This is a genomic window from Mesorhizobium sp. WSM4828 (genome assembly GCF_055811175.1).
Genome location: NZ_JBVVQK010000020.1, coordinates 90,413 through 116,601 on the forward strand (window position 1 = coordinate 90,413; position 26,189 = coordinate 116,601).

General features: G+C 59.9%; 29 protein-coding genes and 1 pseudogene. 20 read left to right on the forward strand and 10 right to left on the reverse strand.

What is annotated here, in order from left to right; all coding sequences use genetic code 11:
• Positions 1-156: 156 nt before the first annotated feature.
• Both AC0L2X_RS21845 and AC0L2X_RS21850 read right to left on the reverse strand, forming a co-directional pair.
• Positions 157-969, reverse strand: coding sequence for a hypothetical protein (locus AC0L2X_RS21845; RefSeq protein WP_473600325.1), 813 nt, complete (start codon positions 967-969; stop codon positions 157-159).
• Positions 953-1,756, reverse strand: a complete 804-nt coding sequence (locus tag AC0L2X_RS21850) for a M20/M25/M40 family metallo-hydrolase (protein WP_473600326.1) — start codon at positions 1,754-1,756, stop codon at positions 953-955. Before AC0L2X_RS21850 ends, AC0L2X_RS21845 begins: the two co-directional genes overlap by 17 nt.
• A gap of 283 nt (positions 1,757-2,039) precedes the next feature.
• Here AC0L2X_RS21850 and AC0L2X_RS21855 point away from each other — a divergent pair, with 283 nt between their 5' ends.
• Together AC0L2X_RS21855 and AC0L2X_RS21860 are read left to right on the forward strand one after the other, a co-directional pair.
• Positions 2,040-2,432, forward strand: coding sequence for a GFA family protein (locus AC0L2X_RS21855; RefSeq protein ID WP_473600343.1), 393 nt, complete (start codon positions 2,040-2,042; stop codon positions 2,430-2,432).
• 397 nt (positions 2,433-2,829) lie between these two features.
• Positions 2,830-3,738, forward strand: coding sequence for an alpha/beta fold hydrolase (locus tag AC0L2X_RS21860; protein WP_473600327.1), 909 nt, complete (start codon positions 2,830-2,832; stop codon positions 3,736-3,738).
• 420 nt (positions 3,739-4,158) lie between these two features.
• On the opposite strand, the gene AC0L2X_RS21865 is transcribed toward AC0L2X_RS21860, so the two are convergent.
• The 3 genes from AC0L2X_RS21865 to AC0L2X_RS21875 all read right to left on the reverse strand — a co-directional run bounded on the left by AC0L2X_RS21865 (position 4,159) and on the right by AC0L2X_RS21875 (position 7,147).
• Complete coding sequence (locus AC0L2X_RS21865) at positions 4,159-4,644, reverse strand: YciE/YciF ferroxidase family protein (protein WP_473600328.1); 486 nt, start codon at positions 4,642-4,644, stop codon at positions 4,159-4,161.
• Positions 4,645-6,146: 1,502 nt separating this feature from the next.
• A complete protein-coding gene (locus tag AC0L2X_RS21870; protein WP_473562256.1) occupies positions 6,147-6,392 on the reverse strand; it encodes a DUF6894 family protein in 246 nt (81 codons plus the stop codon).
• A gap of 23 nt (positions 6,393-6,415) precedes the next feature.
• A complete protein-coding gene (locus tag AC0L2X_RS21875) occupies positions 6,416-7,147 on the reverse strand; it encodes a Crp/Fnr family transcriptional regulator (RefSeq protein ID WP_473562257.1) in 732 nt (243 codons plus the stop codon).
• Between the two features lie 452 nt (positions 7,148-7,599).
• Between AC0L2X_RS21875 and AC0L2X_RS21880 the strand changes: the two genes are divergently transcribed.
• The 5 genes from AC0L2X_RS21880 (at position 7,600) to AC0L2X_RS21900 (ending at position 12,730) form a co-directional block, all read left to right on the forward strand.
• Positions 7,600-9,099, forward strand: a complete 1,500-nt coding sequence (locus tag AC0L2X_RS21880; RefSeq protein ID WP_473600329.1) for an ATPase domain-containing protein — start codon at positions 7,600-7,602, stop codon at positions 9,097-9,099.
• Positions 9,096-10,139 carry a sensor histidine kinase gene (locus tag AC0L2X_RS21885; protein WP_473600330.1) on the forward strand — a complete coding sequence of 348 codons (1,044 nt, stop codon included), beginning with the start codon at positions 9,096-9,098 and terminating at the stop codon, positions 10,137-10,139. The genes AC0L2X_RS21880 and AC0L2X_RS21885 overlap by 4 nt, the downstream gene beginning before the upstream one ends.
• A gap of 148 nt (positions 10,140-10,287) precedes the next feature.
• Complete coding sequence (locus AC0L2X_RS21890; protein WP_473600331.1) at positions 10,288-10,515, forward strand: hypothetical protein; 228 nt, start codon at positions 10,288-10,290, stop codon at positions 10,513-10,515.
• A 224-nt stretch (positions 10,516-10,739) separates the two neighbouring features.
• The gene (locus tag AC0L2X_RS21895) at positions 10,740-11,036 is read left to right on the forward strand and encodes a PRC-barrel domain containing protein (RefSeq protein ID WP_352479193.1); all 297 of its coding nucleotides are present in this window, start codon (positions 10,740-10,742) and stop codon (positions 11,034-11,036) included.
• 635 nt (positions 11,037-11,671) lie between these two features.
• Positions 11,672-12,730 carry a YihY/virulence factor BrkB family protein gene (locus AC0L2X_RS21900; RefSeq protein ID WP_473600332.1) on the forward strand — a complete coding sequence of 353 codons (1,059 nt, stop codon included), beginning with the start codon at positions 11,672-11,674 and terminating at the stop codon, positions 12,728-12,730.
• A 411-nt stretch (positions 12,731-13,141) separates the two neighbouring features.
• Here AC0L2X_RS21900 and AC0L2X_RS21905 read toward each other — a convergent pair whose 3' ends face one another.
• Positions 13,142-13,966, reverse strand: coding sequence for a 5'-3' exonuclease (locus AC0L2X_RS21905; RefSeq protein ID WP_473600333.1), 825 nt, complete (start codon positions 13,964-13,966; stop codon positions 13,142-13,144).
• Between the two features lie 88 nt (positions 13,967-14,054).
• Here AC0L2X_RS21905 and AC0L2X_RS21910 point away from each other — a divergent pair.
• The 7 genes and pseudogenes from AC0L2X_RS21910 to AC0L2X_RS21940 all read left to right on the forward strand — a co-directional run.
• Positions 14,055-14,266: pseudogene (locus AC0L2X_RS21910) on the forward strand (ABC transporter substrate-binding protein); the annotation flags it as partial.
• A 67-nt stretch (positions 14,267-14,333) separates the two neighbouring features.
• Entirely contained in the window at positions 14,334-15,845 is a 1,512-nt protein-coding gene (istA, locus tag AC0L2X_RS21915) for an IS21 family transposase (protein ID WP_473600334.1), read from the forward strand.
• A complete protein-coding gene (istB, locus tag AC0L2X_RS21920) occupies positions 15,842-16,735 on the forward strand; it encodes an IS21-like element helper ATPase IstB (RefSeq protein WP_473600335.1) in 894 nt (297 codons plus the stop codon). The genes istA and istB overlap by 4 nt, the downstream gene beginning before the upstream one ends.
• 795 nt (positions 16,736-17,530) lie before the next feature.
• Positions 17,531-17,782, forward strand: coding sequence for a DUF982 domain-containing protein (locus AC0L2X_RS21925; RefSeq protein ID WP_352671670.1), 252 nt, complete (start codon positions 17,531-17,533; stop codon positions 17,780-17,782).
• 664 nt (positions 17,783-18,446) lie between these two features.
• Positions 18,447-18,695 (forward strand): DUF6894 family protein, encoded by a 249-nt coding sequence (locus tag AC0L2X_RS21930; protein WP_473562198.1) that lies wholly within the window; start codon positions 18,447-18,449, stop codon positions 18,693-18,695.
• 541 nt (positions 18,696-19,236) lie between these two features.
• Positions 19,237-19,497, forward strand: coding sequence for a hypothetical protein (locus tag AC0L2X_RS21935; protein ID WP_352671676.1), 261 nt, complete (start codon positions 19,237-19,239; stop codon positions 19,495-19,497).
• A 512-nt stretch (positions 19,498-20,009) separates the two neighbouring features.
• Positions 20,010-20,258, forward strand: a complete 249-nt coding sequence (locus AC0L2X_RS21940) for a DUF982 domain-containing protein (protein ID WP_473562197.1) — start codon at positions 20,010-20,012, stop codon at positions 20,256-20,258.
• 191 nt (positions 20,259-20,449) lie between these two features.
• On the opposite strand, the gene AC0L2X_RS21945 is transcribed toward AC0L2X_RS21940, so the two are convergent.
• The gene (locus tag AC0L2X_RS21945; RefSeq protein WP_352453788.1) at positions 20,450-20,629 is read right to left on the reverse strand and encodes a hypothetical protein; all 180 of its coding nucleotides are present in this window, start codon (positions 20,627-20,629) and stop codon (positions 20,450-20,452) included.
• 167 nt (positions 20,630-20,796) lie between these two features.
• Between AC0L2X_RS21945 and AC0L2X_RS21950 the strand changes: the two genes are divergently transcribed.
• Positions 20,797-21,060 (forward strand): DUF982 domain-containing protein, encoded by a 264-nt coding sequence (locus AC0L2X_RS21950; protein ID WP_473562195.1) that lies wholly within the window; start codon positions 20,797-20,799, stop codon positions 21,058-21,060.
• Positions 21,061-21,189: 129 nt separating this feature from the next.
• Here AC0L2X_RS21950 and AC0L2X_RS21955 read toward each other — a convergent pair whose 3' ends face one another.
• Positions 21,190-22,161 carry an IS481 family transposase gene (locus AC0L2X_RS21955; RefSeq protein ID WP_473600344.1) on the reverse strand — a complete coding sequence of 324 codons (972 nt, stop codon included), beginning with the start codon at positions 22,159-22,161 and terminating at the stop codon, positions 21,190-21,192.
• A gap of 108 nt (positions 22,162-22,269) precedes the next feature.
• On the opposite strand from AC0L2X_RS21955, the gene AC0L2X_RS21960 reads away from it, so the two are divergent.
• Positions 22,270-22,809, forward strand: coding sequence for a DUF982 domain-containing protein (locus AC0L2X_RS21960; RefSeq protein ID WP_473562194.1), 540 nt, complete (start codon positions 22,270-22,272; stop codon positions 22,807-22,809).
• A 139-nt stretch (positions 22,810-22,948) separates the two neighbouring features.
• Complete coding sequence (locus AC0L2X_RS21965; RefSeq protein ID WP_473562193.1) at positions 22,949-23,560, forward strand: hypothetical protein; 612 nt, start codon at positions 22,949-22,951, stop codon at positions 23,558-23,560.
• 359 nt (positions 23,561-23,919) lie between these two features.
• Here AC0L2X_RS21965 and AC0L2X_RS21970 read toward each other — a convergent pair whose 3' ends face one another.
• Positions 23,920-24,582 carry a cation:proton antiporter domain-containing protein gene (locus AC0L2X_RS21970; RefSeq protein ID WP_473562192.1) on the reverse strand — a complete coding sequence of 221 codons (663 nt, stop codon included), beginning with the start codon at positions 24,580-24,582 and terminating at the stop codon, positions 23,920-23,922.
• A 5-nt stretch (positions 24,583-24,587) separates the two neighbouring features.
• The gene (locus AC0L2X_RS21975) at positions 24,588-24,836 is read right to left on the reverse strand and encodes a DUF982 domain-containing protein (protein ID WP_473562191.1); all 249 of its coding nucleotides are present in this window, start codon (positions 24,834-24,836) and stop codon (positions 24,588-24,590) included.
• 212 nt (positions 24,837-25,048) lie between these two features.
• On the opposite strand from AC0L2X_RS21975, the gene tnpA reads away from it, so the two are divergent.
• The 3 genes from tnpA to AC0L2X_RS21990 all read left to right on the forward strand — a co-directional run.
• Complete coding sequence (tnpA, locus tag AC0L2X_RS21980; protein WP_473600336.1) at positions 25,049-25,516, forward strand: IS66-like element accessory protein TnpA; 468 nt, start codon at positions 25,049-25,051, stop codon at positions 25,514-25,516.
• Complete coding sequence (gene tnpB / locus AC0L2X_RS21985) at positions 25,513-25,866, forward strand: IS66 family insertion sequence element accessory protein TnpB (protein WP_473600337.1); 354 nt, start codon at positions 25,513-25,515, stop codon at positions 25,864-25,866. Before tnpA ends, tnpB begins: the two co-directional genes overlap by 4 nt.
• 48 nt (positions 25,867-25,914) lie before the next feature.
• A partial coding sequence (locus AC0L2X_RS21990) for an IS66 family transposase (RefSeq protein ID WP_473600338.1) occupies positions 25,915-26,189 on the forward strand: 275 nt, incomplete at its 3' end.

The window sequence follows — 26,189 nt, forward strand, 5'->3', positions numbered from 1 at the left end:
GCGCTGGCGAAGCTGTTCTTGAGAATCTCTTCACGGCGACGGCATGCCTCGGGATTGATCCGGCTGCAACCTCGGCTTTGCCGATTTGCTCCTGGCGAGGTATCGAGTTTTGCTTCCGCTACGCGTGCTTTGCGAGAAGTGCCGCACAAACATCGCTCACGACTTGCGGCAGGACATCGAAGCATAGCCGATGTGAAGCCGCTCGAGCGGGGTATGGTAGTCTCGTCCCCACGGGCCGATATTGATGGTGGGAATGTTGGCCAGCCCGCCTGACTTCGGCCAGCGAATGCCGTCGCGCCACATCGGCGTGTTGCGGGCGACGACATTGAGACCGGATTCGGTAGCCTCCCCAAAGAAGCTCATATCCGAGATGCCGGCGAAATAATCCGCACAGCCGATCGCCGAGCCATAGCGGGCGGTTGCGCCGGCTGCGATCTCGAAGGCAATCGCGCGCAACCTCGCCGCTGCCGGCCTGTCCGAAAGGTTCGTCGGCAGATAGGGTATCGAGCCGAAGCCGGTGACGATTGCCGGTCCCGGCAAGCGGCTCAATCGCCATGCCTCTTCGGTAACCAGCCGGCATTGCTCGGGCAGCGGGAGATCGCCCGCGGCAAGAGACGCGCCGACGGTGCCAAGCCTTGATCTTGCTTCCGCATCGAGACAGTCCAGCAGTGCCTCGTAACGATGCAGGGGAATTGTTTCGACCAGATCGATCGCGGCGCTGCCGTGCTGGCAATGCCGCCGCTGCTTCAGCTCCGCAAGGCAGGCAAAAGCAGCATCGGCGCAAAGCCGGTCAAAGCGATCAAGCACCTCGTCCGGGCTCCGTCGATAGCTCAGCACGTTAAAGCTGGCGAACGCCGTAGCCGGCGTTGTTACGTCATAGCGGGACTTGCCGTCGCGAATATTGAGCAAGCTCGGCGGTGTGCCCGGAACGGACTGGGCATTGTCGGTAAGCTCAGAGGCCCATTCCACCCGGGCGGCTATGGCAGCGGCAACGGTCGCGCCATTCAGCCCATTTCAGGGGAAAACCGCTATGCGCGGGAACGCCGACGACATGGGTCGTCAGAAGCAGCTTGCCGACCGTTCCAAGCGCGATGACGCGACCCTTGCTGCCGTCGCCGTCGTCGGCGATCGCATCGAGATTGATTGCCGCCAGAATATCGAGCCCGCCCTCGCCTGCAATCGCCGGCAGCGCCTGTGCCGCCTTGCGCGCTCCGGCAGAATTGTTCTCTTCGTCGGGGACGGCGATGAACAAAAGATTTCCCGCCGCGTTAGTGCTCTCGGCGAATGCGGCACTGACCGCCAGCCCGGCGGCGAGACCGGTCTTCATGTCGAGCAGGCCGCGCCCTGCGAGAAAATCTCCCGACGCGAAATCGTCCCGCGCCCGCCTTGCGGCAGGCGCATCTGCCGAGGCCAAGGTTTTGCCCAGCGCCTGCGTGAGTTGTTGCGGCCGAGTTGCCATGTCCTCCAGCTCGCCATAGTCGCTCGTCGTAACAGTGTCGTAGTGGCCGGTCAGCATGACAGTTGCGTGGCCAATACCGCGGACCAGCATCGCCACGCAGTGGCGCCCATCCCCCGGCTCGACTTCTATGGTCCAGATTTCCGCCCGGCGAAATGCCGTCTCGTGGCGCAACGCGTCGGCTAGCCATGGGCCGAACGAGGCTTCGCCATCGGTCCCGGTGACGCTTTTCCGTTCCGTTAGCGCGATGGCCCACCGTCTGGTCCGGCCGGCCAGGCCGCTCCTTGCCCCACTATTCATCGTTCTCCTCGACGCACGTGAAAGAGCCTGGGCTTAGTGCCTCCGGCAACCTTCTCAAGGGCGGCCCGGGGTGGGCGGAGTTGACGGCTGGAACCAACCCTCCTTGCCACTCGTTGCCCGGCAAAGGAGATTACGCCATGCGCCTTCCCAAGGCACCCCAACCAGAAGAGCCGCCATTAGACGCGCCAATGTGGACCCGGATATCGATGTGCTCCCGTATGAGACTTCTGTTCCGAATCCAGACGAGAGCGGCGATCTCTCTGTGCGAGCGGTGTCGATATTGATGGACGAGCAAGTTCGCACAGGTGGCTGCCTTTGCGGTGCTGCCAGCATCCGGCTCAAAGGGCAGCCGACGAGGGTTGGTATATGCCACTGCCATGACTGCAGGCGAACGAGCGGGAGCGCCTTCGTCTGCTTCGCGGTTTGGCCCAGATCGAGCTACGAAGGCACTGGCAATCTCCACACCTTTGCCGGGCGAAGCTTCTGCCCAACCTGTGGTTCGCGCCTCGTAAGCCTTCGGGACGACGAGGCCGAGGTGATGATCGGCAGTCTGGATCAAGCTCCGAGCAATCTTATACCAGATTATGAGCTGTGGATCGGGCGACGGGAGTCATGGCTGTTGAACCTGGAATGGGCCGAGCAGTTCGAGCACGATTGGGAGCCCAGGAGAAACTGAGGCGCCCCAATGGAGACGGCGTTGTCTGAGCCGGCCTAGCAGCCCGATCCACCGGTCAGACATTCCTAACAGCGCGTTCCGGTGCTGCGCCTGTCATCATCGAGACCTTCAGCGCACCGGCGTTAAAGCCCTAACTAGCGTCTCATTTCAAAGTTCGGGCGAGCGGAAACCAGCAGAACCTCCCTCGAGGAACAACGGACCATCAGGCGGGTTGGGGCAGCCAAACGGGGAGAGCAAAGATGGACTCGGCAAGCCACGCGCCGACACGCGCGGCAGTTCGGCAACAGCATCAAGGCGTTTCCAGAGCGGTCACGACTGTCTACTTTGCGCGCGGCGGCTGCTAGTGGCCCAACACACGAACAGGACAACAGCAGCCGCCGTCCTGTTTGGCGCCGGGTTGGCCAGCCTGGCGCTGTACAACAGCGCTCGCGCGAGACGCGCGCTTTGCCCGGACGGGTCGGGGTGCTTTATCGGGGTGACGGGACTGCGCCTGCACCTCCTTGAGCAGGGCAGCGGAACGCCGTTGATCCTGCTGCACGGAAACGGCTCGTCGGCCGAGGATTTCAAGACCAGCGGCATGCTCGACGAAGCGGCCGGCAAATACCGCGTTCTCGCCTTTGACCGGCCCGGCTTCGGCAGGAGCACGCGGCCGCGAAGCAAACGGTGGACGGCGGCCGCGCAAGCCGATCTCATTCATGCCGCCGTCGCGCAGGTTGGGATCGAAAGATATCTCGTTCTGGGCCATTCCTGGGGCGCGTCGGTGGCTCTCCAACTCGCGCACAGGCACCCAGCATCAGTTGCCGGAATCGTCCTTGTCTCAGGTTATTACCATCCGCCGCCGCGCCTGGGCCTTGCACTGGCGGCGCTACCGGCCTTGCCTATCGTCGGTGGAGTTTTCCGCCACACCTTGCTGCCGCTGCTTGTGCAGCTCGCCTGGCCGCTTGCGATGGGCAAAATATTTCGCCCCGGCATCATCTCTGCGGCGTTCGCTTCGTCGGCAAAGGACATCGCCAGCCGGCCCTCACAATTGCGGTCAATCGCGGCCGAATCGGGATTGATGCTGGCCGCCGCGCTGACTGGCGGGCGCTTCACCCGCTACGATGATCTGTCGCTGCCTGTCGGCATTATCGCTGGGGCCGGCGACCGGTTATTCGATGCGAAAGCCGAGGCTCTTGGACTACAATCCGAGATTCCTGGTTCGTTTGTGCATATCATCCCCCAGGCCGGCCACATGGTCCACCACACCGCACCGCTAGCCGTTCTCGCCATGGTGGACAGGGTCGCTGCAGCGGCCAGCATGAAGTAGGCCGGCACTGGCACATGATCCCGAAGTCGAACCCGGTTTTCAGAAAAGATCATGCGCAGAGCAAGATAGAACCCCGTCCCGACCCTATCGGGTGGCGAATCCGATGATATACCTCCCGGCGAGTAGGCATTCAGCGAACCGCATCCTGTGCATCCATCCATGCCGGTTCCGCGTACGCCTCCGGCGAAGGCCGGCGAAGGCCGGCGAAGGCCGCCTTGCGGGAGGATGGCACGGTAGCGAGGCTGCGCTCTTAAGGTCGCCCTTACGAGCGTAGTTAGCAGCACAGCATGACCTAATCGGTCGGCAACCACCGCGTCGACGGCTCGGCGGCTGCGGTGTAGATGCGCGCCTGGATTGGGGAATACAACCCAGCTCCTATCCGTCTGCCGGGGGCCGCGTTCGCGTCGATTCGATCCGAACCTATGCGGCCTGCTGCATCGCCCGTTCGTTGACGCCTGTTTCGCCTAGTCGGGTGAGCGCCTCATCGGTTGCTTTTTCTTCCTTGAGCGTCTGTTCGAGTAGCGGGACGGCGTCTTTCAGACCAAGTAACTCGGCCCATGTGACAAGAGTCCCGTAGCGCGCTATTTCATAATGTTCGACGGACTGGGCTGCAGCCACGAGACCCGCATCCAATGCCGGAGCCTCGTCGAATTCCTCCAAAATCTCCTGTCCTTCTTCGATGATGCCGTCGATCGCCGCGCACGTTTTCCCCTGGGCTCTCTTGCCAAAGGCGTCGAAAACCTGCTGCAGGCGCTCGATCTGACCTTCCGTCTCGTCACGATGTTTTTCGAACGCCGCCTTCAGCTCTTCGGACTCCGCGCCCTTTGCCATTTTCCGGAGCGCCGTGAGAATCTTGCGTTCGGCGTAGTAGATGTCTTTCAGACCATCATAGAAAAGGTCTTCCAAACCCTTGGAGCTGCCTGAAGGTTTGCTGTCATGGTGTCGAAGCTGACAGGGTTAGGAAGTTTCTTCGAGATCTCTACAAGACCAGCCCTTCAATCTCCTGATGCGGGCCAGGAGAATTGCCGGGTCATACGGCTTGGCGATACGAGGGCCATTCTCGCAGAGGTTACTGGCTGCTTTGGCAGTCGCTCCATGGCCGACGACGGCACCACCTTGATGTCTTCGCTATTCTCCCGGACCACGCGGCAAGCTGAAAACCATTCGTGCCGCCTGGCAGACAAAATGGTGTCTACATAGACGCTGGAATGCACCCCTGCCTCTTGCCTAGCAAGGCGTCTTTTGCCTCGATAAAAAACTCGGTAGCCTCGATGTCGAAGGTAGTCCGCGATGCCCGATCGAGTGGTCACGTCACCATTAACTACCAAAAACGTGTCAGGCTTTGACCTAGTCAAATCTTCCATCCAACTGCAACGGTCAACTATCGTTCGTATTCCCGACCACCTCTTGCAAATCGCCTGCTCGTACAGACTTTGTCCGGGTGCGTGGGAAGGTGCCATCCTGCCTCTTAGAGAGACGACGAACGGGCTGAGAAACAATTTGACGTTAAAAGACGCAGCATCGAAGAGACCGCCCTCAGGAAGAAAGTGGCCGGTCGCAGAGGTTGCGGTAAAAAAAGCCGGCAGATGTGGAGGTCTTCGCGAACAGCTTAGCGAACGATCATTCGGTGCGTGATGCTTTGGGACATGACACGCCAGCAACTCGCACGCCCTGACATTAGGTGGATTCCAGGCGTGTTTGTTCTGGTCCTTTAACGCATGTGAATGCATACGCGACAAACCTCGGCATTAGTGGCCTGGAAGAGCAGATGTGGAGGCGCGAGGTGCGACAGCTTGAAGATCTCGTGGAGCACTATGTCGGCACACGCAGCCGGCGTTCTAGAGTCATATCGACAGGGCTCGCCTTGAGAGCGCTAAGGCAGGTCGTTGGGATGGCTTCAATCTCAGACCGGGAGCTTGAGAACATGGTCGCCGACCGTGCGGTCAGGCATGGTCTCGCCGTGGACTTTGATCATATACGGCAAAACTAAAGTTCTGCCGTTCTCGGACCGCTACTGGGCCATTGCGGGTCGCGCTTTGACCCGCAATCGGTCTCGCGACTCGGCGACCTGCTGCGTGCGCCGAGCGAATGGAGCTTCGTAGAGCCTCCAGCTGTGCGGGGCCTGTTTTGGTTGGGCCTGGAGGATCAGCTGCCTCGCCGAAATTCGAACCCGTTGATCCCTTTAATGTTCTGCCAGACCTGCAGGCACCTCCCGCCACCTTGCCTGGGGCGTTGGCTCAAGCATTCACACTCGTTAAGCCGGAGTTTGTCGGTCTTGCAGGCCGCCCACATTGTAGCATCGTACGCATTGCCGCCGAAATGATGGCGCCTGTAGTGGGACCGGCGGCGAGGACGACGCACGCCGCCTCAATTGCCATGGTGCGAGCAGCAAAATGGCTATTCCAAACTCATCCCGAAGTGCTGAGCTTTTCAATTTTGAGAATCAAGCTGAGCCTCAGAATCTTTCGCCCGCTCTCGTCACGAATATCCACCAATAGCTGTTGCTGCTCCGAAGCTCCCAGTGCGTCCCGTGCCAAGTCTATTAGACCGTCGACGGCTGCTTGGCGGGCGGCCGCGATCCCTTCGCATTCCAGGCCCATGTCGTCTTCGACGAGATGCTCGGCATCGCCGCTGTCAAAGAAATATCGTCGCATGCGATCGGCATCCTCATCAAAAGCTAGGCAGGGTCCCTTTGGTGCAGGTACGTCGGATCGAAGTCTCCTGCTCGAACCAGGCGGGGCCAATCGAGAGCACGCAGCCTTGTGCCTGACGTGGCAATCAGGCCGTCGCCTCGCAGTTCCTGAAGGGTGCGGTTTACGTGAACTGTCGACAAGCCGAGAGCATCGCCAAGAGCGGCCTGCGTTATGGGGAGATCCGCTACGTGGTCCTCGATGCGTCCGACAGACCGCAAACGCACGATAAGCTCGCATAGGATGTGGGCGGTGCGGGCATAGGCCTCGCGTCGCCCGACATTGGTGACCCATTCCCGGTAGATGGAGGCGTCGATGAGGGTCGATCGCCAGAACGCCGTCGCGATACGCGGATGCTGTTCGCAAATCGGGCGAAGGACGCTATGACGGATGAAGCCTAATCTGCTTGGCGTCAAGCTCGAGAAGCTGCAGTCCATCACAGAAAGATGCATGCCATGCAGATCGGGAAGATCGCCTGCGACAAAGAAGCTGGTGATCTGCCGTCTTCCCTGACCAGTGTACTTGGACGAACACACCAGGCCGTCCAGAACCACAAACGAGTTTGCGGGGCTATCGCCTTCCGAGACGATATCCTGATTGGCTGCGACATCCTTTTCCTGAGTCGGCATGCCCCGCAGGATCGCGGCGTCATCGTCGCTGATATCAGCGATTGTTCGAATTTTGCGGATGAGCACGTCTGACGACAAAATTGAAGACAAGACTTGTGGACCTACTTTGGTTGTTATCGCAAGTTTGCACTTACATGTTCAAGTGCTCTGCGGCGACAGCGAGCGCTCACAATTGCCGATGGATATTCTCTGTTCCGATCCAACCTCGAAGCTGGAAGCAGCACGTCTGCTGGAGGGGCGATCGGTCCGCAACCAAACCGCGGCGTCCCAATACCTGCTGCAGCTCTAGAAACTCAGAATGCATGGCGTGCGAACGCCCCCGGTGTGTCATCGTTGCTGTACGATTTTAACTATCGGCCTCCTTCCGAGCAAAGCGGGCCCCTTTGCAGCTACTGGGCGCTGGGGGCTAGGAGCGATCAGCCTCACCGACATGAACGGCGTCGTGAGCAGTATGTAGAGGAGGCTGTTGTCCTCTTATCCAGCGCCTTGCGGCCTTCTGGAACCATCAAAACTGACAATCGTTACGCTGTTCAGCAAGGTACATGAGGGGCAACGTGAACGAAGATGACGCCTCACCATTAGCGACCGGGGCAGAAGGCCTCGACTATGTCTTGCGCGGGGGTTATGCCAAATTTCGGTCACACCTCGTGGAGGGAAGGCCTGGTTCGGGCAAGACCACGCTCGGGCTTCAGTTCCTTATCAAGGGAGCCTCGCAAGGCGAAAAATGCCTCTATATTACGCTGTCCGAAAGCAAGCGCGAACTCATATCCGTGGCAAGCAGGCACGGGTGGACTCTGGACGGGATAGAAATTCTGGAACTCGTTCCTCCAGAACTCAGCCTTGATCCCTCCCAGTTGCAGACGCTCGTGCATTCTTCTGACCTGGAACTCGGGGAGACCGTGCAGGCAGCCTTGGCTGAGATCGACCGTATTAAGCCACAGCGCGTCGTATTCGATTCTCTTTCCGAAATCCGGCTGCTCTCGCAGGGCTCACTACGCTACCGCAGGCAGGTCCTGGCGTTGAAAAGCTTCTTTCTGCTCAACCATGCGACGGTCTTGTTACTCGATGACCTCACGGCCGAGCAGGATGACCTCAACCTGCATTCGATCAGCCATGGCGTCATCCGCATGGAGCAATTGACTCCGATATATGGCGGCGAGCGGCGGCGCTTGCGGGTGATAAAGATGCGTGGGGTGCAAATACGTGGCGGTTACCACGACTTCGTTATCCGACCGGGCGGGATCACGGTCTTTCCGCGACTGGTCGCCGCCGAGCACCCTGAAGCCGAGCACGGCTCGCCGGCCTTAAGCGGAAATGCCGTGGACACTCTGCTCGGCGGCGGCCTCGATCGGGGCACAAGCACGCTTTTGATCGGCCCTTCGGGTGTGGGGAAGTCCACCATAGCCTGCTCCTACGGTCATGCAGGGCTGCGGCGCGGTGAGCGCGTCCTGGTTCTGCTGTTCGATGAAACTGATCGCATTTTCCTGGGACGTGCAGCTGGTGTCGGTATGGATCTCAAGCCCTTCCTGCAAGACGGAATGCTCCTGCTCGAACAGATCGACCCGGCAGACCTTTCACCCGGCGAATTGTCCTCTAAGATCCAGATCGCAGTCGAGCGGTTCGATGCCCGGATCGTAGTGATCGACAGCCTCACGGGATATCTGAATTCGATGTCGGAAGAGCAGCACCTTGTGCTGCAGATGCATGAAATTCTCACCTACCTCAACCAGAAGGGCATCGTCACGATCCTGCTGCTGGCCAATCACGGGCTGATCGGCCACACGGCGGCACCAATCGACATGACCTATCTGTCTGATGCAGTGATGTTGCTGAGGTTTTTCGAAAGCGGCGGTCGCATCCGACGAGCGATTTCGGTAGTGAAGAGGCGGGTTGGTCCTCATGAGGACACCATCCGTGAATTCATGGTCAGCAGCCAGGGCATAGCTGTCGGCGAGCCGCTCGACCAATTCAGGGGGATACTTACAGGCGTGCCCTTTTTTGAGGGCAAACAAAGCGATCTGCTCGCTGACAAGAAGCCATGACGCCGAATGAACCCGTCGTACTTGTGCTCGCCCCGGTTGGTCGAGACGCTCAGCTCGCCGCCTCGATTTTGGCAAAACACGGGATCGGCACACGCATCTGTGCAAATCTGGATGAGGTTTTGCGGCTTCTCGACAGCGCACACTGCCTCGTCGTGGCCGAAGAAGCGCTCATCAATTCCGACCGGAGCCAATTCGCCGCCTGGCTGCAGAACCAACCTGCATGGTCCGATTTTCCAGTGGTTCTTTTGGTCATGCGGGGAACGGAGTTCGACAAGCGTCTTGCGTTTCTAGATCGGTATCTCATCGTTCTCGAAAGGCCTTTCCTGGGCTCAAGCCTGGCCAATTCAGTGAGGTCGGCGTTGCGTGCGCGTGCACGCCAACTCGAGGTCAAGTCCCATCTTGAACAGAAACAGCAGGTCGCAGACCGTCAAAAGCTCTTGATCCGCGAGCTTCATCACCGAGTCAAAAACACCCTGGCCAACGTGCGAGCGATGATGGGCGCGACGGCCAGGTCCAGCGATAGCGTCGACAGCTTCGTGCGTGATTTCTCGGCAAGAATTGTGTCGCTTGCCGATACGCACTCAATGCTTACAGACGACTATTGGCAGACGGCCTCTTTACAGAAGTTGCTTGAGTCGGAACTGAGCCACTACGAGATCCATAGCGAGCCGCGAATATCACTGCGTGGTCCGAATGTGGCCCTCGTCGCCGACATTGCGATACCTGTCGGCATGGCGTTTCACGAACTTGCCTCCAACTCAGCAAAATTCGGCGCCCTGTCGCGCCCGCAAGGCCGCCTTGAAGTGCAATGGTGGATACCGGATTCCGCAGGTGAGCAGGTCCTGCATCTTCATTGGCAGGAGCTGGACGGCCCCACTGTGCAGCCGCCGACTCGACGAGGCTTTGGAACGACATTGTTGGAGAGGGTGGTTACAGTGCAATGCAATGCGAAGATCGAACTGCATTACAATCCCGGGGGCCTGCGTTTCACTATGGCGCTACCATTGCGCGAAACGAGGCTCGTGCCAGCGTACTCCTAAGTGACCTGCCGGACGCGCCCGCAGCCGTTGTGGATTGTTTGATCCGTACCGAGCGGATTCCATTGTCATTTTCAAATGACTCCTTGGGCCAGCGGAGTCATTGTCCGCTGTCGTTTCGTTCACCTGTCGCCAGCTGAGGAGGCCCCAGATGATTGATCGCATGAACATTGACCCAGTCCTTTACCCGACCGATTTGGAAGCCCTCAAATCCGTTTTCAGCCAGATATGCGAGGAAGGGCATGTTGAGCCCGGCTCACCCGCAGCTGAGAAGCTCGCAGCCGATCTTGTCCGGCTTTTCCAGAGTGGCATGACTGATGAGAGCGTGCTGCTCATCGCGGCTCGGGCGCGTTTCCAAGCGGTTAAGCAGGTAGGCTGACCTACTTCGGTGGTTGCACTTGGTGCAAGGCGAACCACCACCACCGACGCCCCCAAACCGGATGGTCGAACCCAACGCCAGCTCGTTTAGGGGATCGGCGACAGCCAAAGCGCGTGCCATATCCCCGCTCGGTGCCCCTCCGCGAACGACATTCGTGAATGACGGTTCGGAACGGTTGGCCCTGTCGGGGGTTACCTCAGTCCAACGGAGAGGAGACTCCAAAAATGGACCACACCAATCACGTACGGCTTTCGAGTTCTGAACTGCGCGCTGACGTTGTTGAGGGAGCGACCATCTACGGTCGCGACGATGAGGAAATCAGTTCAGTCGACCACATCCATGGAACGGGCGAGCATGCGCAAGTCGTCTTCGATGTTGGTGGTTTCCTCGGAATAGGCTCAAAGCGCGTGGCCTTATATGCAACTCAGCTCGATTTTATGCGGGACGAAGACGGCACCGTGCATGCCATCACACAAATGACCACCGAGCAGCTGAAGGCCCTGCCAGAGCATTTTGATTAAAATCAGCTTCGGCGATCTCGACCGTCCGATATTGTCAAGGGTGAAGGTCGATCCGAGTGCGAGCTCGGTCAGAGCGTCGACGAAGGCATCGACCTGATCGTCAAATTGTCCATTCGGAACCCGAACAGACCTCGTCGAGGAATGTTTCGTTCCAGCGACTGGGAAGAGCTTCACGTTGCGGCTCAGCCTGGGCGGCGTGTGTCCTTGTCGCCTGAGACCTGACGAACCTTCACATCATGGCCGGCGAGAGATTCACTTTCGTTGCTGCGTCTGCCTTGCCAGCCGAACCAGGGTCCTGCGGCATGCGGATCGTGACTTCCTGCGTCTTGCGTCATGACGTTCTGGAAATGCCTACACGATTTCAAAGTCGCTGCGTGGAACATGACGCCGGAACTTGGCGCCAGCCGGTGCTGATACCGGCGGAACGATGTCGTGAGATAGCCCATCCGAGGCGAGACCGGACGGCCCCACTCCGGCCCTCGGAAGGGGTCGTCAGTCAGAGGCGGGCAGTATCGTTGTTAGATGGCCGGAATTTGTGCAGCTGGCGGATGATTATTTGCGAGCGCAGGTCTGCACCTGCATCTATTGGCGCGCCTAAACGTTTGCCGTCGAGGAAGATGCGACGGACTGCAGTCATGTCGAAGAACAAAGCCGAAGATTCCGACGAAAACCAAGCGCAACTGGAGCGGCGGGGTGGACAAGAAGACAAGCAGGGCCGTGGACGCAATGCCGAACGGCCATCGCAAATTTCCGGCCGCGGCTGGAGGGATGTGCTGTGGCGGGTGTGGGCTGAGGTAACAGAGGACCGTGTCACGCTGATCGCGGCCGGAGCCACGTTCTACCTGCTTCTTGCGCTGTTTCCAGCGCTTGCCGCCTTCGTGTCCATCTACGGCTTCGTCGCCGATCCTCAGACCATCGCCGAGCACATTTCACTCCTTGGCGGCATACTGCCTTCGGGCGGTCTTGATCTTATCCGGTCGCAACTTAACTCATTGGCCGCTCAGAACACTGGCGCGCTCAGCTTTGGCTTTATCTTCGGTCTTGCCGTCGCACTATGGAGCGCCAACAGCGGCATCAAGACGCTGTTTGAAGCAATGAACATCGCTTATGAGGAGACTGAAAAGCGCGGCTTTATCCATCTGAATCTCCTGGCCTTGGGGTTCACCCTTGGCGCCATCCTCATTGGCATCGGCCTTATCATCTCGGTCGGAATCGTGCCCGCAATGCTTGCGGTGCTGAACCTCGGCGGCTGGACCGAAACCCTTGTGCGGATCTTGCGGTGGCCGGTTTTGCTGATCATGGTCGGAATCGGAATTACGCTGATCTACCGCTACGGCCCTAGCCGCGAAAAGGCAAAGTGGCGATGGGCCACATGGGGGGCATTCCTCTCGGCTGGGGTTTGGATCGCGGTCTCGGTGGGGTTCTCCTTTTATCTTGAAAACTTCGCTAACTACAACGCGACCTACGGAGCCTTGGGGGCGGTCATCGGTTTGATGATGTGGACCTGGATTTCCGTCATTGTGCTGATTGTGGGTGCGGAGCTGAATGCTGAGATGGAGCACCAGACAGCCAAGGACACCACCACAGGTGCGCAGCAACCGATGGGTACGCGAGGTGCCACGGTCGCGGACACGCTGGGGAGATCGGCCGATGCCGCTAACAAGCAGTCACGTTTGGACGAGCGCAAACCGTAGCGCCTTACTGTGCATCTGCCGCAACTTCGCTTGGCGCCAATGACGGTGTTAGATGGCCGTCATCTTTCGAACAGGCCTATCGAGCAATGAGGGTATCCTCCCCATCACCCCATCACCGGAAAGACAAAGCAGGGTTCAGATGCTGCTCCCCCCTACTGAGAGCCCGCCCACGAGCCGCCTCACCGCCGAGCTATACCACTGAGCGGAGCACGCCCAGACGCAACCATCCTTGCATCTAGGTCTTAGGTGCGACGCTTTGCCATTGAAGCCACCAACAACGCAGATGCTGCGTGAGCGCCTGTCACCCGCCGCAACGTTGCGCTGTGTGTTCTTCAAGACTGTTGCCGCGCGTACGGTGCCCCGTGCGATTGGGAATCGGCGCTGGCCGCTTCCAGACCTCGCCTCGCGGAGTCAGTCGTCCCGAGCCTTCAGCGCACGTGCGAGGAGCCTGGTGTCATTTAGCTGGATCACGCACGTCTCGAACGCTTTGGTCGGGCCGCGCCAGCGCAGCTGTTCGACGTCATCGAATAGCTGAGCGTCCGTACGCAACGTCGCGAGATTTTTGAACAAAAGTGCGAGCTCTCTACGCTTGCCGAGGGCTTCAGGCGGAAAGCTTTCAAGGGGGCCATAGCGGCCCAGCAGCCGCGCTGACGAGACCAGGCCGATGCCCTCGAGACCCGGGTAGCCATCGGCGGTGTCACCCACGAGCGCGAGGAAATCTGGAATCAGGGACGGCTCAACTCCGAACTTCTCGCGTACACCGGCGGCGTCGCGAATTTGCTTGGTCCTGCGGTCTACCTGAACCACATGGTCACCTCGCACGCACTGCGCGAGATCCTTATCCGGCGTCCAGATGCACACCTTCTGCACGCGCTCATCGGCAGCCGCGCTCCGTGCCGCGGATGCCAGCGCGTCGTCGGCTTCCAGGTCGATCATCGGCCAGACCGCCACTCCCATGGCCGCCAGGGCTTTCTCAAGGGGGTGGAACTGCGCGAGCAATGCCGGCTCGATGCCATCCCCGGTCTTGTAGCCGGGCCAGAGCCGATTTCTGAACGACTCGATTACATGATCTGTCGCTACCCCAATGTGTGTGGCGCCATTCTCGATCATCTCCAGCACTGTGTTCAGCACGCCAACGACGGCGCCAAACGGCTTGTCTTGGCCGTTGTTGAACCGGCGTTGGCCATAGAAGTGGCGAAACAGCTCGTATGTGCCGTCTACTAAATGAACGATCATTTCAATCCTCGAGAAAGCGCTCGGCCGTGCCCGTACGCCCACCGCAAGCCATGCCTCTTACCGCAGCAACTTACCTTCAAGTCACAGGCGCGGGCACTACTATATGGTAGCGCGCTGCGACAGCCCCTTTGACAATAATGATCTGCGCATGGCGCTGAATACGCGGTCGACCGCGAAGCGCTCGTCAAGACTATCCTTGGCAAGGTCGGCGATGACACGCCGGTACACGCAGCCCATCCTTTGTTCTGCGCCGACATTGAGCAGCGTGTCTACGATCCGGACAAGGCCCGCATTCCATTTTTTCGGCGTCTCATGATCGCGGTCGGGCCGGTAGCGTTGGTGTTTTCTGGAATGGAGAATCACCTTTGTGCCGGGTCGCCACGTAACCGATCATCAGACGAGGCTTTTTATGAAGTACCGACAAACGCATTCTGTTGAGATCGCCGCCGCAAAGGCGTCGATCAGCCGGGCGACGGCTTATCGCATCGAGAAGGAAGCCAGCCTTCCATCGCAAAACAGGCCGCCGCGCGGCCGGCGTCGCCCCGATCCGCTTGAGCATATCTTCGACGCGGAGGTCGTTCCTCTTCTGAAGGCCGCTCCCGGCATCCGTGCCGTCGCCGTTTACGACGAGATGCTGCGGCGCCATCCGGAACTGTCCGAAGGCATTCGCCGTACGCTTGAGCGACGGATCCGGTCATGGCGGGCTGTTCACGGTGAGGCACAGGAGGTGATCTTCCGCCAGAGGCACGAGCCCGGCCGATTGGGGCTGTCAGACTTTACCGACATGAGCGGCCTCGGCGTAACGATCGCCGGTCAGCCGCTCGACCACCTCCTTTACCACTTTCGGCTCGCCTGGTCGGGCTTTGAGCACGCCCATGTCATCCTCGGCGGCGAAAGCTTCGTCGCCCTGGCCGAAGGGCTTCAAAACGCGTTGTGGTCTGTTGGCGGCACGCCGCTCCATCACCGCAGCGACAGCCTGTCGGCCGCCTTCCGCAACCTCGATGCCGACGCAAAGGCCGATCTCACGCGCCGCTATGAGGAACTGTGCGCCCACTACCGCATGACGCCAACCCGCAACAACAAAGGCATCGCCCACGAGAACGGCTCGATCGAAAGCTCCCACGGCCATCTCAAGAACGCCGTTCGCGACGCCCTGCTGATGCGCGGAACAAGGGACTTCGACGATCTCGGCTCCTACCGCATCTTCATCGATGAGATTGTCAGCCGCCGCAATGCCGCACACGGCAAGCGCATCGACGCCGAGCGGCCTCATTTGCAAGAGCTTCCCGATCGTCGCACCACCGACTTCGAAGAGGTGGTCGTCACGGTGTCGCGCACCGGCGGCTTCACCTTGCGCAAGGTCTGCTACACCGTGCCCTCCCGCCTGATCGGACACCGGCTTCGTGTCCGCCTCTTCGACGATCGCCTCGAGGTCTTCATAGGCGGCACGCATCTGATGGCCTTGCCCCGCGGGCGTGGCCATGCCGACGGCCGGCATGACCAGGTCGTCAATTACCACCACGTCATTCATTCCCTGCGCAAAAAGCCGATGGCGCTTCGCGGGCTTGTCTATCGCGACAAGCTCTTCCCGCGTCAGGAATACCGCAGGGCTTTCGAGGCTCTCATCGAGCATCTTCCCAGGCAGGCCTGCAAGATCACCGTCGAGTTGTTGGCGCTGGCCCATGATCGCGGCTGCGAGCGTGAACTGGCCGAGGAGCTTGCCAGAACGCTCGATGCCGGCGACCTGCCCGACCTTGCCGCCCTGCGAACGCTCTTCGCTCCGGACCCGGCCCGGTTGCCGACCGTTCATGTGCAACTGGCGTCGCTCAATGGCTATGAAGCCCTGATCGGCACGGCGTATGCGGGGGAAGCCGCATGAAGGGCGCCCACACCATCGACGAAGCCCGGCTCGGCATCATGCTCAACGAACTGAGGCTGCCGACGATCAAGACACTCTGGCCGCAATTTGCCGAACAGGCGGATCGGGAAGGATGGCCGGCGGCGCGCTTCCTGTCAGCCATCGCCGAGCATGAACTGGCCGAACGTGCCCATCGCAGAATCGAAAGGCATCTCGCCGAGGCGCACCTGCCGCCCGGAAAGACGCTCGACAGCTTCGCCTTCGATGCCGTGCCCATAGTCTCCAAGGCGCAGGTCATGGCGATCACCGCCGGCGACAGCTGGCTCGCCAAGGGCGCCAACGTCCTCATGTTCGGGCCGCCCGGCGGCGGCAAGAGCCATCTCGCCGCAGCCATCGGCCTTGCGCTGATCGAGAACGGCTGGCGCGTGATGTTCACCCGCACCACCGATCTCGTCCAGAAGCTTCAGGTTGCGCGGCGTGAACTCCAGCTCGAATCCGCCATCGACAAGCTCGACAAGTTCGATCTGCTCATCCTCGACGATCTGGCCTACGTCACCAAGGACCAGGCCGAAACCAGCGTGCTCTTCGAGCTCATCTCCGCCCGTTACGAGCGGCGTTCCATCATGATCACCGCCAATCAGCCCTTTGGGGAATGGAACAGGGTCTTCCCGGACCCCGCTATGACGCTCGCCGCGGTCGACCGCCTCGTCCACCACGCAACGATCTTCGAGATGAATGTCGAAAGCTATCGCCGCAGATCCGCAATGGAAGCCAAACGCCAGCGCGGCAGACCAGCCTCATACGCGACAATCAAAAACACCCAGGAACTTGTCGCGGAGCGGCAATCTGAAACCGGCAAAGCTCTTGCCAGCGACAATCACCATGATAACTTCCAACCGACCGCGACATAAGAGTCTCATCTAGATTGTCGCCGCCGTCTCATCCTGATCGCCGCGCCATACAGTCCCTCGCCTCGGCGGCGTAAAGTTGATGTAAGGTGACGCTGCCCTCGCAATTTTGAACCCGTGACGCGCTTCGCTGGTCGTCGCTAAGCCGACGGCTTATGCGGCGTCCGCATTCTTCGTCTTGGGCGGCCGGCAGCGCTCGACCGCAGTGCGCTTCCACATGGCGTGGTCAAAGGCGGGCAAGCAGCCCATGCCGAGCAAACGCTTCCGCTACGTCGACAACGGGATTGTTTCCCGGCGGATACCGTAGCCGCCGCTGATGATTGCCGCAGCGGCGCAGACCAGCCCCTCGCGCTGCAACGCGTTCGGGTTACTGGTTTGCTTGTCACTGGGGCCGTAAGCGTCTGGCGGTCTCCTTGAATGAGACCATGTTTTGAATGAGACCATGTTGCCCATCGGCTGCTCGATCGCCACGAAGTCGGGCCTGTCGCGAAGCTGGCAACTGACCGATCCCTTCTCCTCGGCGTTCTCGCCACGGCTTTGATCAGGCCAGTCTTGATCGACGAGAGCGATGAGCCGGGCTCATACCAAGCGAATTCGATGTCGAGGCCGAGGACCAACATCCTCACCCTCGGCAATGGCGGCAGGAATGCCGCCAGCGTCGGTTGTCGCCAGGCCCCAAAGGCATGCAGTCGTAAGGAGCTTGTCACAGAATGTTCGCGCACCGAGTCAATCGTGACGCAACGATATGTGGTGTTCGCCCGTAGGGTCGTCGGGACATCGTGAAAGGAAACCCAGAACATGACCAGCGAACGAGACGTCGGCACGTTCGAAAAACCCGTGACCGTATTGCTTTCCTCGGGCAAAGTCAGTGTTTCGAGCACCCGCGAAGCCGCCGAAATGCTGCTGTATGATTGGCCAATTGGAGAGACCGGGTGCCGCATCCAGGCACGAATGGCCTGCATGAAGGTGCTCGGGGGCGGAAGCGCCCCGGAGGTAGCCCGCGTAGCATTTCTGACCGCCGCCAAGGAAGCGAAAATCTTGAACGCCTGACATCTGCTGCTCCGCCGCCGCAGCAAATGCCCCATCGCGATGATCTGGCGTAGCTTTTGCTGCCAGTGACATTGGCAGTCGGTTGAGGATGCCGGAATCAGGCTCGGGGCTCAGATCCATGGTGCCAGCGCGCCGATAATTCGAAGATCGCGATCTCATTGGGATCAAACCTCCAGCCGGATGTTCGGGCATCGAAGTGCATCGGAGCAAAGGGGCGGGAGATGCGAGTGAAGGGACGCTTGAACCGGTGCATGGCTATTCGGCGGCCTGAGAAATCAGCTTCATCGCATCGCCGAAGGTGTGAACTGGGTCCCATACCGGTGGGCCTCCCCTACCTCGAATTCCGTTACGGGGGAATTGGGTACCGTGCTCTTGTCGCCAGACTGCACGGCCTCGTCTGTTTGGGTGTGACCGGCTCTGGAGGCGGCGATCTGCGAATGTAAGCGCAGATCGCCATTGCTCGCGCGAGACGCGCATAGGCCCCCCTGACGGGGTACCAGACGGACGCCAGGGGCCGCCGGTGACGATCGACATGGACAAGGTCAGGCTGGTTGAAAAATACAGGCCGCCGAAACGCAAGAAGTCCCTGCGGAACATGGTGGATTAGCACTTTGTATGTAAAAAACAGACATTGAACATTGTCCGGCAATCCTAGTTAGGATTGATGCCGCGCTATTTTTTCGACTTGTCCAGCAATGGAGAGACCTTCCCAGACCCTGAAGGTTCAGAGCTTCCGAGCCTGGAATCTGCGGAGGACGAGGCAGCAAAAACGCTGCTTGAAATCGCAAGAGAAAAGCTGCCCGATGGCACCTACCACGAGGCTGGCATTCTAGTCCGCGACGAAGCAGGCAACCAGCTAGTGCAGATCGTGGTCAACTTCGAACTGAACCGCATAGCGCGCATCAGACAATGAATCGATGGGAAACCCGATCGTCTTCGCCTTGAAGGTGCCCGGTTATACCAAACGCGGGCGTGGCGCCATGTGAACGACCTTCATTCGATTATCGAAGAGACGGTCGGATAATCGAAGCATCGCGCCAGTTGCTGGCCCAGCTAGCCGCCCGGCCCCTGATGAGTGATCAAGAAGTTAACGAGACAAGCGCGACGCGCGCCAAACCACCGGTAGGCCAGAACTCCAACGAAGCTGCCTGTATGTAGTGTGCAGGATCGGCCATGGTTGAGGTCGACAAAAGGAAGCAGAAGGTTATCGCCGACCTTATACGACGGTGGATCACGGCAGAAGCCATCCGGGACTACCTTCGCAAGTCGCTAAATCTTCCGGTAGAAGAGGACCTGCCGCGTAAGCATAGGTCTTTGCTTGATGAAATTGATCAGGTCGACAAAGAGTTGGTACGTGTTGGCCGTGAACTGCCCAGGGTGTTGGTTAAAAACGTACGCTGCCAGACTCATCGTCCCCATCGGCTTATAGTTATTCTCCCGAACGGGAGGCTTCCATGCTGCCATTACCCCATGCCGTCGATCCAAAGGTAGTTGCTGAGATCAATAGTCTGCTAGATCATCACGCTTGGGCAGTACCGGTCCCCGTTCACAAACTCGCGGCGGTTGTCCGGCTGCGCCTCAAAAGCCATCTTTCCATCGCGACTATCGAGGAGCTGATCGTGGACGAAGCCGAGTGTCGGCATCTGGCCATGCTGTTCGAACTGCCGGGAACGGAAGCGGCCGTAGTTTCATCCGCTCTGGGTCGTGCGACTTGAAGGTCAGGCGATCTGGCATTGGGCTCAGCTAGAGGGGGCCGCCGCCACGGAGGGATAGACGACGGACCCCACAGCGGCTGCACCGAGACGGATCGACCCCTGCGAATCTTTAACCGCGAGGGCCTGCATTTGTTCCCCGAATACATGTGGCGCTACGACTGTGTGGGCAGCCGGCTCTTCCAGCAAGTTCCTGCCATGCGTAGCGCTTGAATGGGTCAGGCACCCGAGCCCAGTTCCCAAACATTCCTGACGCCTAATGCAACCATTCCCTGACCTGCGAGTTGCGCGATAGGCGGGGAACCTCGGCCGACATGACAAAGCGCGACAAAGCTGGGCATAGGTCCCTTGCAGACGCCGTTCGGGAGTTGATCGGCACCGAAGACAATCGTCGGCATGTACAGAAGCTGTTTGGGCCAGTCGAAACAGAGCTAACCCCAACCCTAGCTTCATTACTTGAGGCGATTGGTAAGGTCAGAGACGACGAAACTCCCTAGCCGCCCTACATTCCCCTCATGGCAACCCATTGGTTCGTCCCTCCGGTGTTCGTAAGGACTGAAGCCGGTGATCGGCGTAGCTGCAACAATGCGAGGGCAGCCCTTGAGCAGCTCAAGACGTGGACCCGGCGAGGACCTCGCTGGCACAAGGCTGTGACCCTCTGCCTGTCGGCTGTGGAGGGCGATCCGATTGACCCTCACGTGATCCGAAAGGCATTTGAGGCTGCCGCTAAGGAGGCCAAAATGTACCTCTCCCCTGAGAATTAGGTACACGGTCAAGGGAGCGCGGGTGGATATAGTGGCAGCCGCCGAAGGGCTGCCCGTGCGGTTATGCTGGCTGACATGAACGCGCTCTGGTGACTATCGTCCCACTGAAGGCAAACCATGCGCGCGGGCTCATTTGTGGCCTGTTTCCTCGGGACGCTCGCCGCAATGGGTCGCGCCTAGGCACGCGCGTCCTATGGCAGCTCGGGCCGTGGAAATGCCTCCGTGCAAGCCTTCGGCTCGCCCATGGCGTGCGTGGCATAGATCAGGCAGCGAATAGCCGTGGCGCGGCGACGACCAAAGTAATCGGCCCCAAGCGTGGCCGCCAAATTTGCGACTTGCAGAACAATGAGTACTGTGATGGCGGTTTTCATGGTCTTTCCCCCTGGCCGGCGCGGCCTTTGTGCGGCGTTGGATCACTTCAGAGGTAATCCGCAATTACCTTCGCGCCATGCTAGATCTGCCTGTAGAACAGGAGCTGCCGGCTGAGCAAAGGGATTTGTTGTAGGAACTTGATCGGGCCGACAAAGAGTGACCCTGCATGGCACTCCATTGGTTTTCCCCGCCGGTCCCTGTCAGGACCGAGGGTAGCGGTTCGACGCGCAAGGTCGGCAACGCTGAAGCCGCCGCTGAGGAACTCATGAAGTGGACCAACCATGGCCTTCAGTGGAACCTCGCGGTGCGCGTTTGCATCGCCGTGATTTCCGACCAAATGGAACCGGAGGAGGCCCGCAAGGCATTCCTGGCTGCCGCTAATGAGCAGGGGACGTTAGCCCCTCCACAAAGGCGGGCCCGCCACTCGTGAGAAAGCTGGCGGACCCAACAGCGGCTGCATCCACGAAGAATTGACCGCTGCGATTTCTAAACTGCCGAGGGCCTGGGTTGTTCCATTATCGCAGACTACAACTGAGTTAGTCGGCAGGCTCGTCCCGCTCTAACTGTGGAGCCTCAACAGGTTGTCCTCAGACAATCCGAGGCGACTGATGGGTGTTTTGGATTTTAGGCTGCCATGCGGGCGGTGCCAATTGTAGCGGTGCAGCCAGACGGGCAGCTCGGCAGCGCGGCGATCTGACGTGGTGTAGGCTCTTGCGTAGGCCCATTCTCTGAGCGCGGTCTGGATGAAGCGTTCGGCCTTGCCGTTTGTCTTGGGCGTGTAGGGTTTGGTTCGAATGTGTTTGAGGCCGAGGGTTTTGCAGGCGGCGCGGAAGGCGCGGCTTTTATAGCAGCCGCCGTTATCGGTCATGACCCGTGAGACGCTGACGCCGAGGCTGGCATAGTAGGCGATGGCGGCGTCAAGGAAGGCGACGGCGCTTTCCTTTTTCTCGTCGGGCAGAATCTGGCTGAAGGCGATGCGGGAGGCATCGTCAATGCAGACGTGGACGAACTCCCAGCCTGCGCCGCCTTTACGGGAAGTCCGGTCATTGCTTTGGCCGGTGCGATCGCCGGTGATGCGATGGCCGATGCGGTCGAAACGGCCGAGCTTCTTGATGTCGATGTGGATCATGTCGCCCGGCGCGTCACGCTCATATCGACGCACCGGCTCTGCTGGCTCAAGGTCCTTCAGCCGCGACAGACCGGCCCGCGCCAGCACCCGGCTCACCGTCGCCGGTGAGACGGCGACCACACTTGCAATGTGCTTGCCGGTGAGGCGCTGGCGCCGCAGCGCAACGATCCGATCGGCCACAGCCTGTTCGGTCGCATTCGGACTACGCCGGGGCCGCGACGAGTGGTCGGCCATGCCGGCTCGGCCTTCGGCCTTGTAGCGCCCGACCCATCGCTTCACGACCTTCGCCGTCACCGCGAATTTCAACGCTGCCTGGGCTTGCGAAAGGCCGTCTTCCATGACCGCAAGCGCCATCTCCTCTCGACGCAGCGGCGTGAGGCGGGCATTCTTATGAATGTTCATTCGGGTCCTCCGACGAATCTGAAGCGTGGCAACTCCAGTCTCCTCGGTCGGGCCCGAATGGACAACCTTCTGAAAACTCACATCTAACTTCCACCTTATGGCAACCCATTGGTTCTCCCCTCCCATCAACGTCAAGACCGACCGACCCGGGGTCACCTACGGCTGCAACAATGTCGAGCGTGCGCCGAGGAACTCCTGAAGTGGACCAAGATGGGACCCAAGTGGCGGAAGGCGGTGCAAATATGCATCGACGCTATGGAGGACCGAGTGACCCCTGATGAAACCCGTAAGGCGTTCGAGGCTGCTGCCACGAAGGAGGGGTCCCTACGCCTTCTGATTAGGGTTTCAAAGCCTCCCTGCTGTCCAACCCTCCCCAGGTTAGCGCGTGCCCTACACATCGAATGCCGCAGCGTTCCGTCTGATACTTTGACGCTATCGCCGCCACGCCCAGACCGACGACAAGCGAAATGGCGAGGGCGACACTTACCGGCAGGTGATGCATACCACCCGCCTACCGAGCGCTTCAGCGCTTCGACACGGGTCGACGAACGTTTGGAGACAGTCCCATCACGGCCTCGAACATGCTTAACGAATAGTGAAGCGTCCCCAGCAGCCTCGAAACCTTCCATTCAAAATCGTTCAAATTGAATCGGAGTGGTTTTCTACCCGTAAGCAACAATTTCAACCACAGTCGCGCGCAAGCAACTAAAAACCCCTCTGAGTTCGTTATCGCCCAAGTAGCAGGTATTCAAACTGCTGCTAGAGATAACTACCGAAGGAGAGTGTGATGGCAAATATTGCCAAGAGTTTCGCCACAGTTTTGGCAGGTTGCGCACTTATTTTATCTCTTTCCTTGCCTTCCAGCGCGGCCCGTGTTGGCATCGGTGCTGGTGTAGCTATTGGTGGCAGCGCCGGCATCAAGGCCGGTCTCGGTGCATCGATAGGCGGCAGTGATGGCATTAGAGCGGGAGCCGGCGCTTCGATTGCTGGCCGCGGCGGAGTGAACGCCGGCGCGGGTGCCAAAATGGGCGGGACGAATGGTGTGACCGCTGGGGCAGGCGCAAACATCGGCGGTTCTCGCGGCGTGACGGCTGGCGCTGGCGCTACCATAGGCGGCACTCGCGGCGTTACGGCAGGCGTAGGAGCCAATGTCCTGGGCACAGGTGGTGTCGGCGTTGGTGTCGGCGTCGGTGGCGGGACCGTTCCCGGAACCCCAGGCACTCCCGCAGGATCAGGGACACCCGGGACGGCTGGCACACCCAGCATGCCCACCGTGGTGGCCCAGCTGTCGAGCAGCCAATTGATCCGCATGAAAAAGCGCTGTGCCGACATACTCAGCAGCGAAGGGACGTATGACAGCGATCTGCGGCAACTTTGCATGCTTATTGCGCGACGCTAAGGAGACTGATTGGGAGTGTCGGATTGGGCCGTGCGGCTCAGACAAAACACTCTCCTGGCTTTTGCGCCCCGGGAGCCCGTCACTCGCAAGGTGGCGGGCTTCATTGCGTCTTTGCGCAGGCAATGCTGTGCCTCACCATGCGGCGTTCGTGATGCCGAAATTGAGGCGCTGACTGCGTTCGTGCCAGGATCCCGCACTTTAGCAGCGCCTGCAGCAAAAAGTCCGACTCTGGGGACATTAGTCCTGCCTGCTTCGGGCACGGGGCAGCAAAGAGCGACGAGCGCGGTCCAACTGGTGCATGACCGGAGTCACCATGATGCCATGCATGACAATTGAACTCACAACGGCGAAGCAGACTGTTACCCAAAGGGTTGTCGCACCGTCGAATTCGGCCTGCCCGAGTGCGAAGGCCAAGTAGTAGAACGATCCAAGGCCGCGTATCCAAAAAAGGCAATGACGGCCTTTTCGCGTGATGACGCCGGAAATCCAATCAGTCCAACCCATGCCGCGATCGGTCGCACAACCAATAGCACCAGGGCGGCAGTGGCGATCACCTGCCAACTCAAGGCGCTAAAAATCGACCCTTCAGCGATCGCTGCCCCAAAGCAGACCAGCAGCACCATCATCAGCAATCGCTCAGTCTGCTCAGCGAAGTTGTGCAAGCTCTCATGATACTCATGCTGCCGCTCGATGGATCGCAGCGCCACTGCTGCAACAAACACTGCAAGGAAGCCATAGCCGTGAAGGACTTCGGTCGAGCCGTAAGCAAGGCAGGTGATCCCGAGCGCAACAAAGCCGTCTTTCGTCTCTGACAAGCCCGATCGTTTCGGCAGACGAAACGTAAGGTAGCCCATGACTTTTCCGCCCAGCCAGCCAATGACGAGGCCGGCTGCAATCTTCCAAAGGACATCCACGAGCACCCAGTGTGTGAAGAATGGCTCGCCGGACGCTCTGGACAGCGCAATTGCGATGGCGAGATAGACGGTTGGTCCACTCGGAGGCGAGAACCAATGGGTAGCCACGATGCCTACCGCTCAGGGGAGAGATACATCTTGGCCTCCTTAGCGGCAGCCTCAAATGCCTTTCGTATCACGTGAGGGTCAATCGGATCGCCCTCCAAGGCTGACAGGCAGAGGGTCACCGCCTTGTGCCAGCGAGGTCCTCTCCGGGTCCATGTCTTTAGCTGCTCGAGGGCTGCCCTCGCATTGTTGCAGGTATGCCTGTCACCGGCTTCAGTCCTTACGAATACCGGCGGGACGAACCAATGGGTTGCCATGAGGGCAATTTAGGGCGGCTATGGACCTTGGCGGGCCAGCGATGCTCCGCCATCAAACCCCATGGACAGCCCGGCGCCTGCCCTTGCAAAGGGGTTCCGAAAGGGATCGAAATAATTTGCAGAAGTACTGTGAGCGTGACGAGCACCCCATCTTGCCTTGGGGCTATGCGCCGGGGAGATTTGCCGCCTGATTTTGCGAGGAGCGCAGGCGCATGGAGTGGGACGACCCTAGTGCCAGTCATCAAGACAGTCATCAAGGCAGGCATGAAGAGAGTCATTATCGCCGGGTCGAGGTGATCACAGGCCGGCGGAAACGGCGCAACTGGACGCCGGCGGAGAAGGCGCGGATTGTTGCGGAAAGCGCGGAGCCGGGCGCCAACATCTCGGCTGTCGCGCGGCGTTGGGGGATCAATCGAGGTCTTCTTTCGGTCTGGCGACGGCACGTGGGGCTGGTGCAGGCGAAGGCGGCTGCGAAGACGCCGCCAGCCCTGCAGTTTGTGCCGATTACGATCGCGGGCGAGGACCGGCAGGTCGAGCACGCCGGCGCAGCGAAGCACGAGGTGCCCACGTCGGCTGGTCGGATTGAGCTCGAGATCGGTGAAAGCCGCCTCGTCCTGACGGGTTCGGTCGATCCGGCCCTGGCGGCCGCCATCGTGGGTGCGTTGCGTGTGCCGCGGTGATTGCGCCAGCCGGCGACGTGAAGGTGGTGGTGGCGACGCAGCCGGTCGACTTCCGCCGCGGCATCAATGGCCTTGTTGCACTGGTCGCCTCGGCTCTTGCAGCCGATCCCTATTGCGGCGACGTCTTTGTCTTCCGCCCCAAGCGCGGCGACAGATTGCGCCTTCTTTTTTGGGACGGAAGCGGCATGGTTCTGGTCTCGAAATGGCTCGAATCCGGGCGCTTCACCTGGCCGCCGATCCGCGGCGGCTCGATCCGGCTGACGCGCGAGGAGTTCGCCCTTCTAGTGGCCGGCCTCGACTGGACGAGGGTGGCGAAGAAGCACGTCAAAAGACCGGTCAGAGCGGCGTGAAGTGACTGGATTTGCTTGAAGATTCGGGGCTGCTTGGTAGGGTTGATCATGTCGCCCCGCCCTGATTCGTTGCCATCGGATCCTGCCGAGCTGCAGAGAATCGTTCTGGCTCTTGAAGCCGAGAACGCGGAGCTGCGCGTCTATGCCGATCTGCTTCGGCAGATGATCTTCGGGGTAAAATCGGAGAAGCTGGCCGTCCTCGATCCGACGCAGATCGCGCTCGATCTCGGCGACCTCTGCGAGGTGCCGGCCGCGGCCAATGACGATGCCGCCGAAGACAAGGATCGTCCGCGACGCAAGCACCGGTCGGCATCGCGCAACAT

What these genes read in the sequence shown, in the direction of transcription:
- AC0L2X_RS21850 (WP_473600326.1), bottom strand. Translation starts at nt 1,756, where the DNA reads ATGAATAGTGGGGCAAGGAGCGGCCTGGCCGGCCGGACCAGACGGTGG.
- AC0L2X_RS21855 (WP_473600343.1), top strand. Translation starts at nt 2,040, where the DNA reads ATGGACGAGCAAGTTCGCACAGGTGGCTGCCTTTGCGGTGCTGCCAGC.
- AC0L2X_RS21870 (WP_473562256.1), bottom strand. Translation starts at nt 6,392, where the DNA reads ATGCGACGATATTTCTTTGACAGCGGCGATGCCGAGCATCTCGTCGAA.
- AC0L2X_RS21880 (WP_473600329.1), top strand. Translation starts at nt 7,600, where the DNA reads ATGAGGGGCAACGTGAACGAAGATGACGCCTCACCATTAGCGACCGGG.
- AC0L2X_RS21885 (WP_473600330.1), top strand. Translation starts at nt 9,096, where the DNA reads ATGACGCCGAATGAACCCGTCGTACTTGTGCTCGCCCCGGTTGGTCGA.
- AC0L2X_RS21890 (WP_473600331.1), top strand. Translation starts at nt 10,288, where the DNA reads ATGATTGATCGCATGAACATTGACCCAGTCCTTTACCCGACCGATTTG.
- AC0L2X_RS21895 (WP_352479193.1), top strand. Translation starts at nt 10,740, where the DNA reads ATGGACCACACCAATCACGTACGGCTTTCGAGTTCTGAACTGCGCGCT.
- AC0L2X_RS21900 (WP_473600332.1), top strand. Translation starts at nt 11,672, where the DNA reads ATGTCGAAGAACAAAGCCGAAGATTCCGACGAAAACCAAGCGCAACTG.
- AC0L2X_RS21905 (WP_473600333.1), bottom strand. Translation starts at nt 13,966, where the DNA reads ATGATCGTTCATTTAGTAGACGGCACATACGAGCTGTTTCGCCACTTC.
- istB (WP_473600335.1), top strand. Translation starts at nt 15,842, where the DNA reads ATGAAGGGCGCCCACACCATCGACGAAGCCCGGCTCGGCATCATGCTC.
- AC0L2X_RS21925 (WP_352671670.1), top strand. Translation starts at nt 17,531, where the DNA reads ATGACCAGCGAACGAGACGTCGGCACGTTCGAAAAACCCGTGACCGTA.
- AC0L2X_RS21930 (WP_473562198.1), top strand. Translation starts at nt 18,447, where the DNA reads ATGCCGCGCTATTTTTTCGACTTGTCCAGCAATGGAGAGACCTTCCCA.
- AC0L2X_RS21935 (WP_352671676.1), top strand. Translation starts at nt 19,237, where the DNA reads ATGCTGCCATTACCCCATGCCGTCGATCCAAAGGTAGTTGCTGAGATC.
- AC0L2X_RS21940 (WP_473562197.1), top strand. Translation starts at nt 20,010, where the DNA reads ATGGCAACCCATTGGTTCGTCCCTCCGGTGTTCGTAAGGACTGAAGCC.
- AC0L2X_RS21945 (WP_352453788.1), bottom strand. Translation starts at nt 20,629, where the DNA reads ATGAAAACCGCCATCACAGTACTCATTGTTCTGCAAGTCGCAAATTTG.
- AC0L2X_RS21950 (WP_473562195.1), top strand. Translation starts at nt 20,797, where the DNA reads ATGGCACTCCATTGGTTTTCCCCGCCGGTCCCTGTCAGGACCGAGGGT.
- AC0L2X_RS21955 (WP_473600344.1), bottom strand. Translation starts at nt 22,161, where the DNA reads ATGAACATTCATAAGAATGCCCGCCTCACGCCGCTGCGTCGAGAGGAG.
- AC0L2X_RS21965 (WP_473562193.1), top strand. Translation starts at nt 22,949, where the DNA reads ATGGCAAATATTGCCAAGAGTTTCGCCACAGTTTTGGCAGGTTGCGCA.
- AC0L2X_RS21975 (WP_473562191.1), bottom strand. Translation starts at nt 24,836, where the DNA reads ATGGCAACCCATTGGTTCGTCCCGCCGGTATTCGTAAGGACTGAAGCC.
- tnpA (WP_473600336.1), top strand. Translation starts at nt 25,049, where the DNA reads ATGGAGTGGGACGACCCTAGTGCCAGTCATCAAGACAGTCATCAAGGC.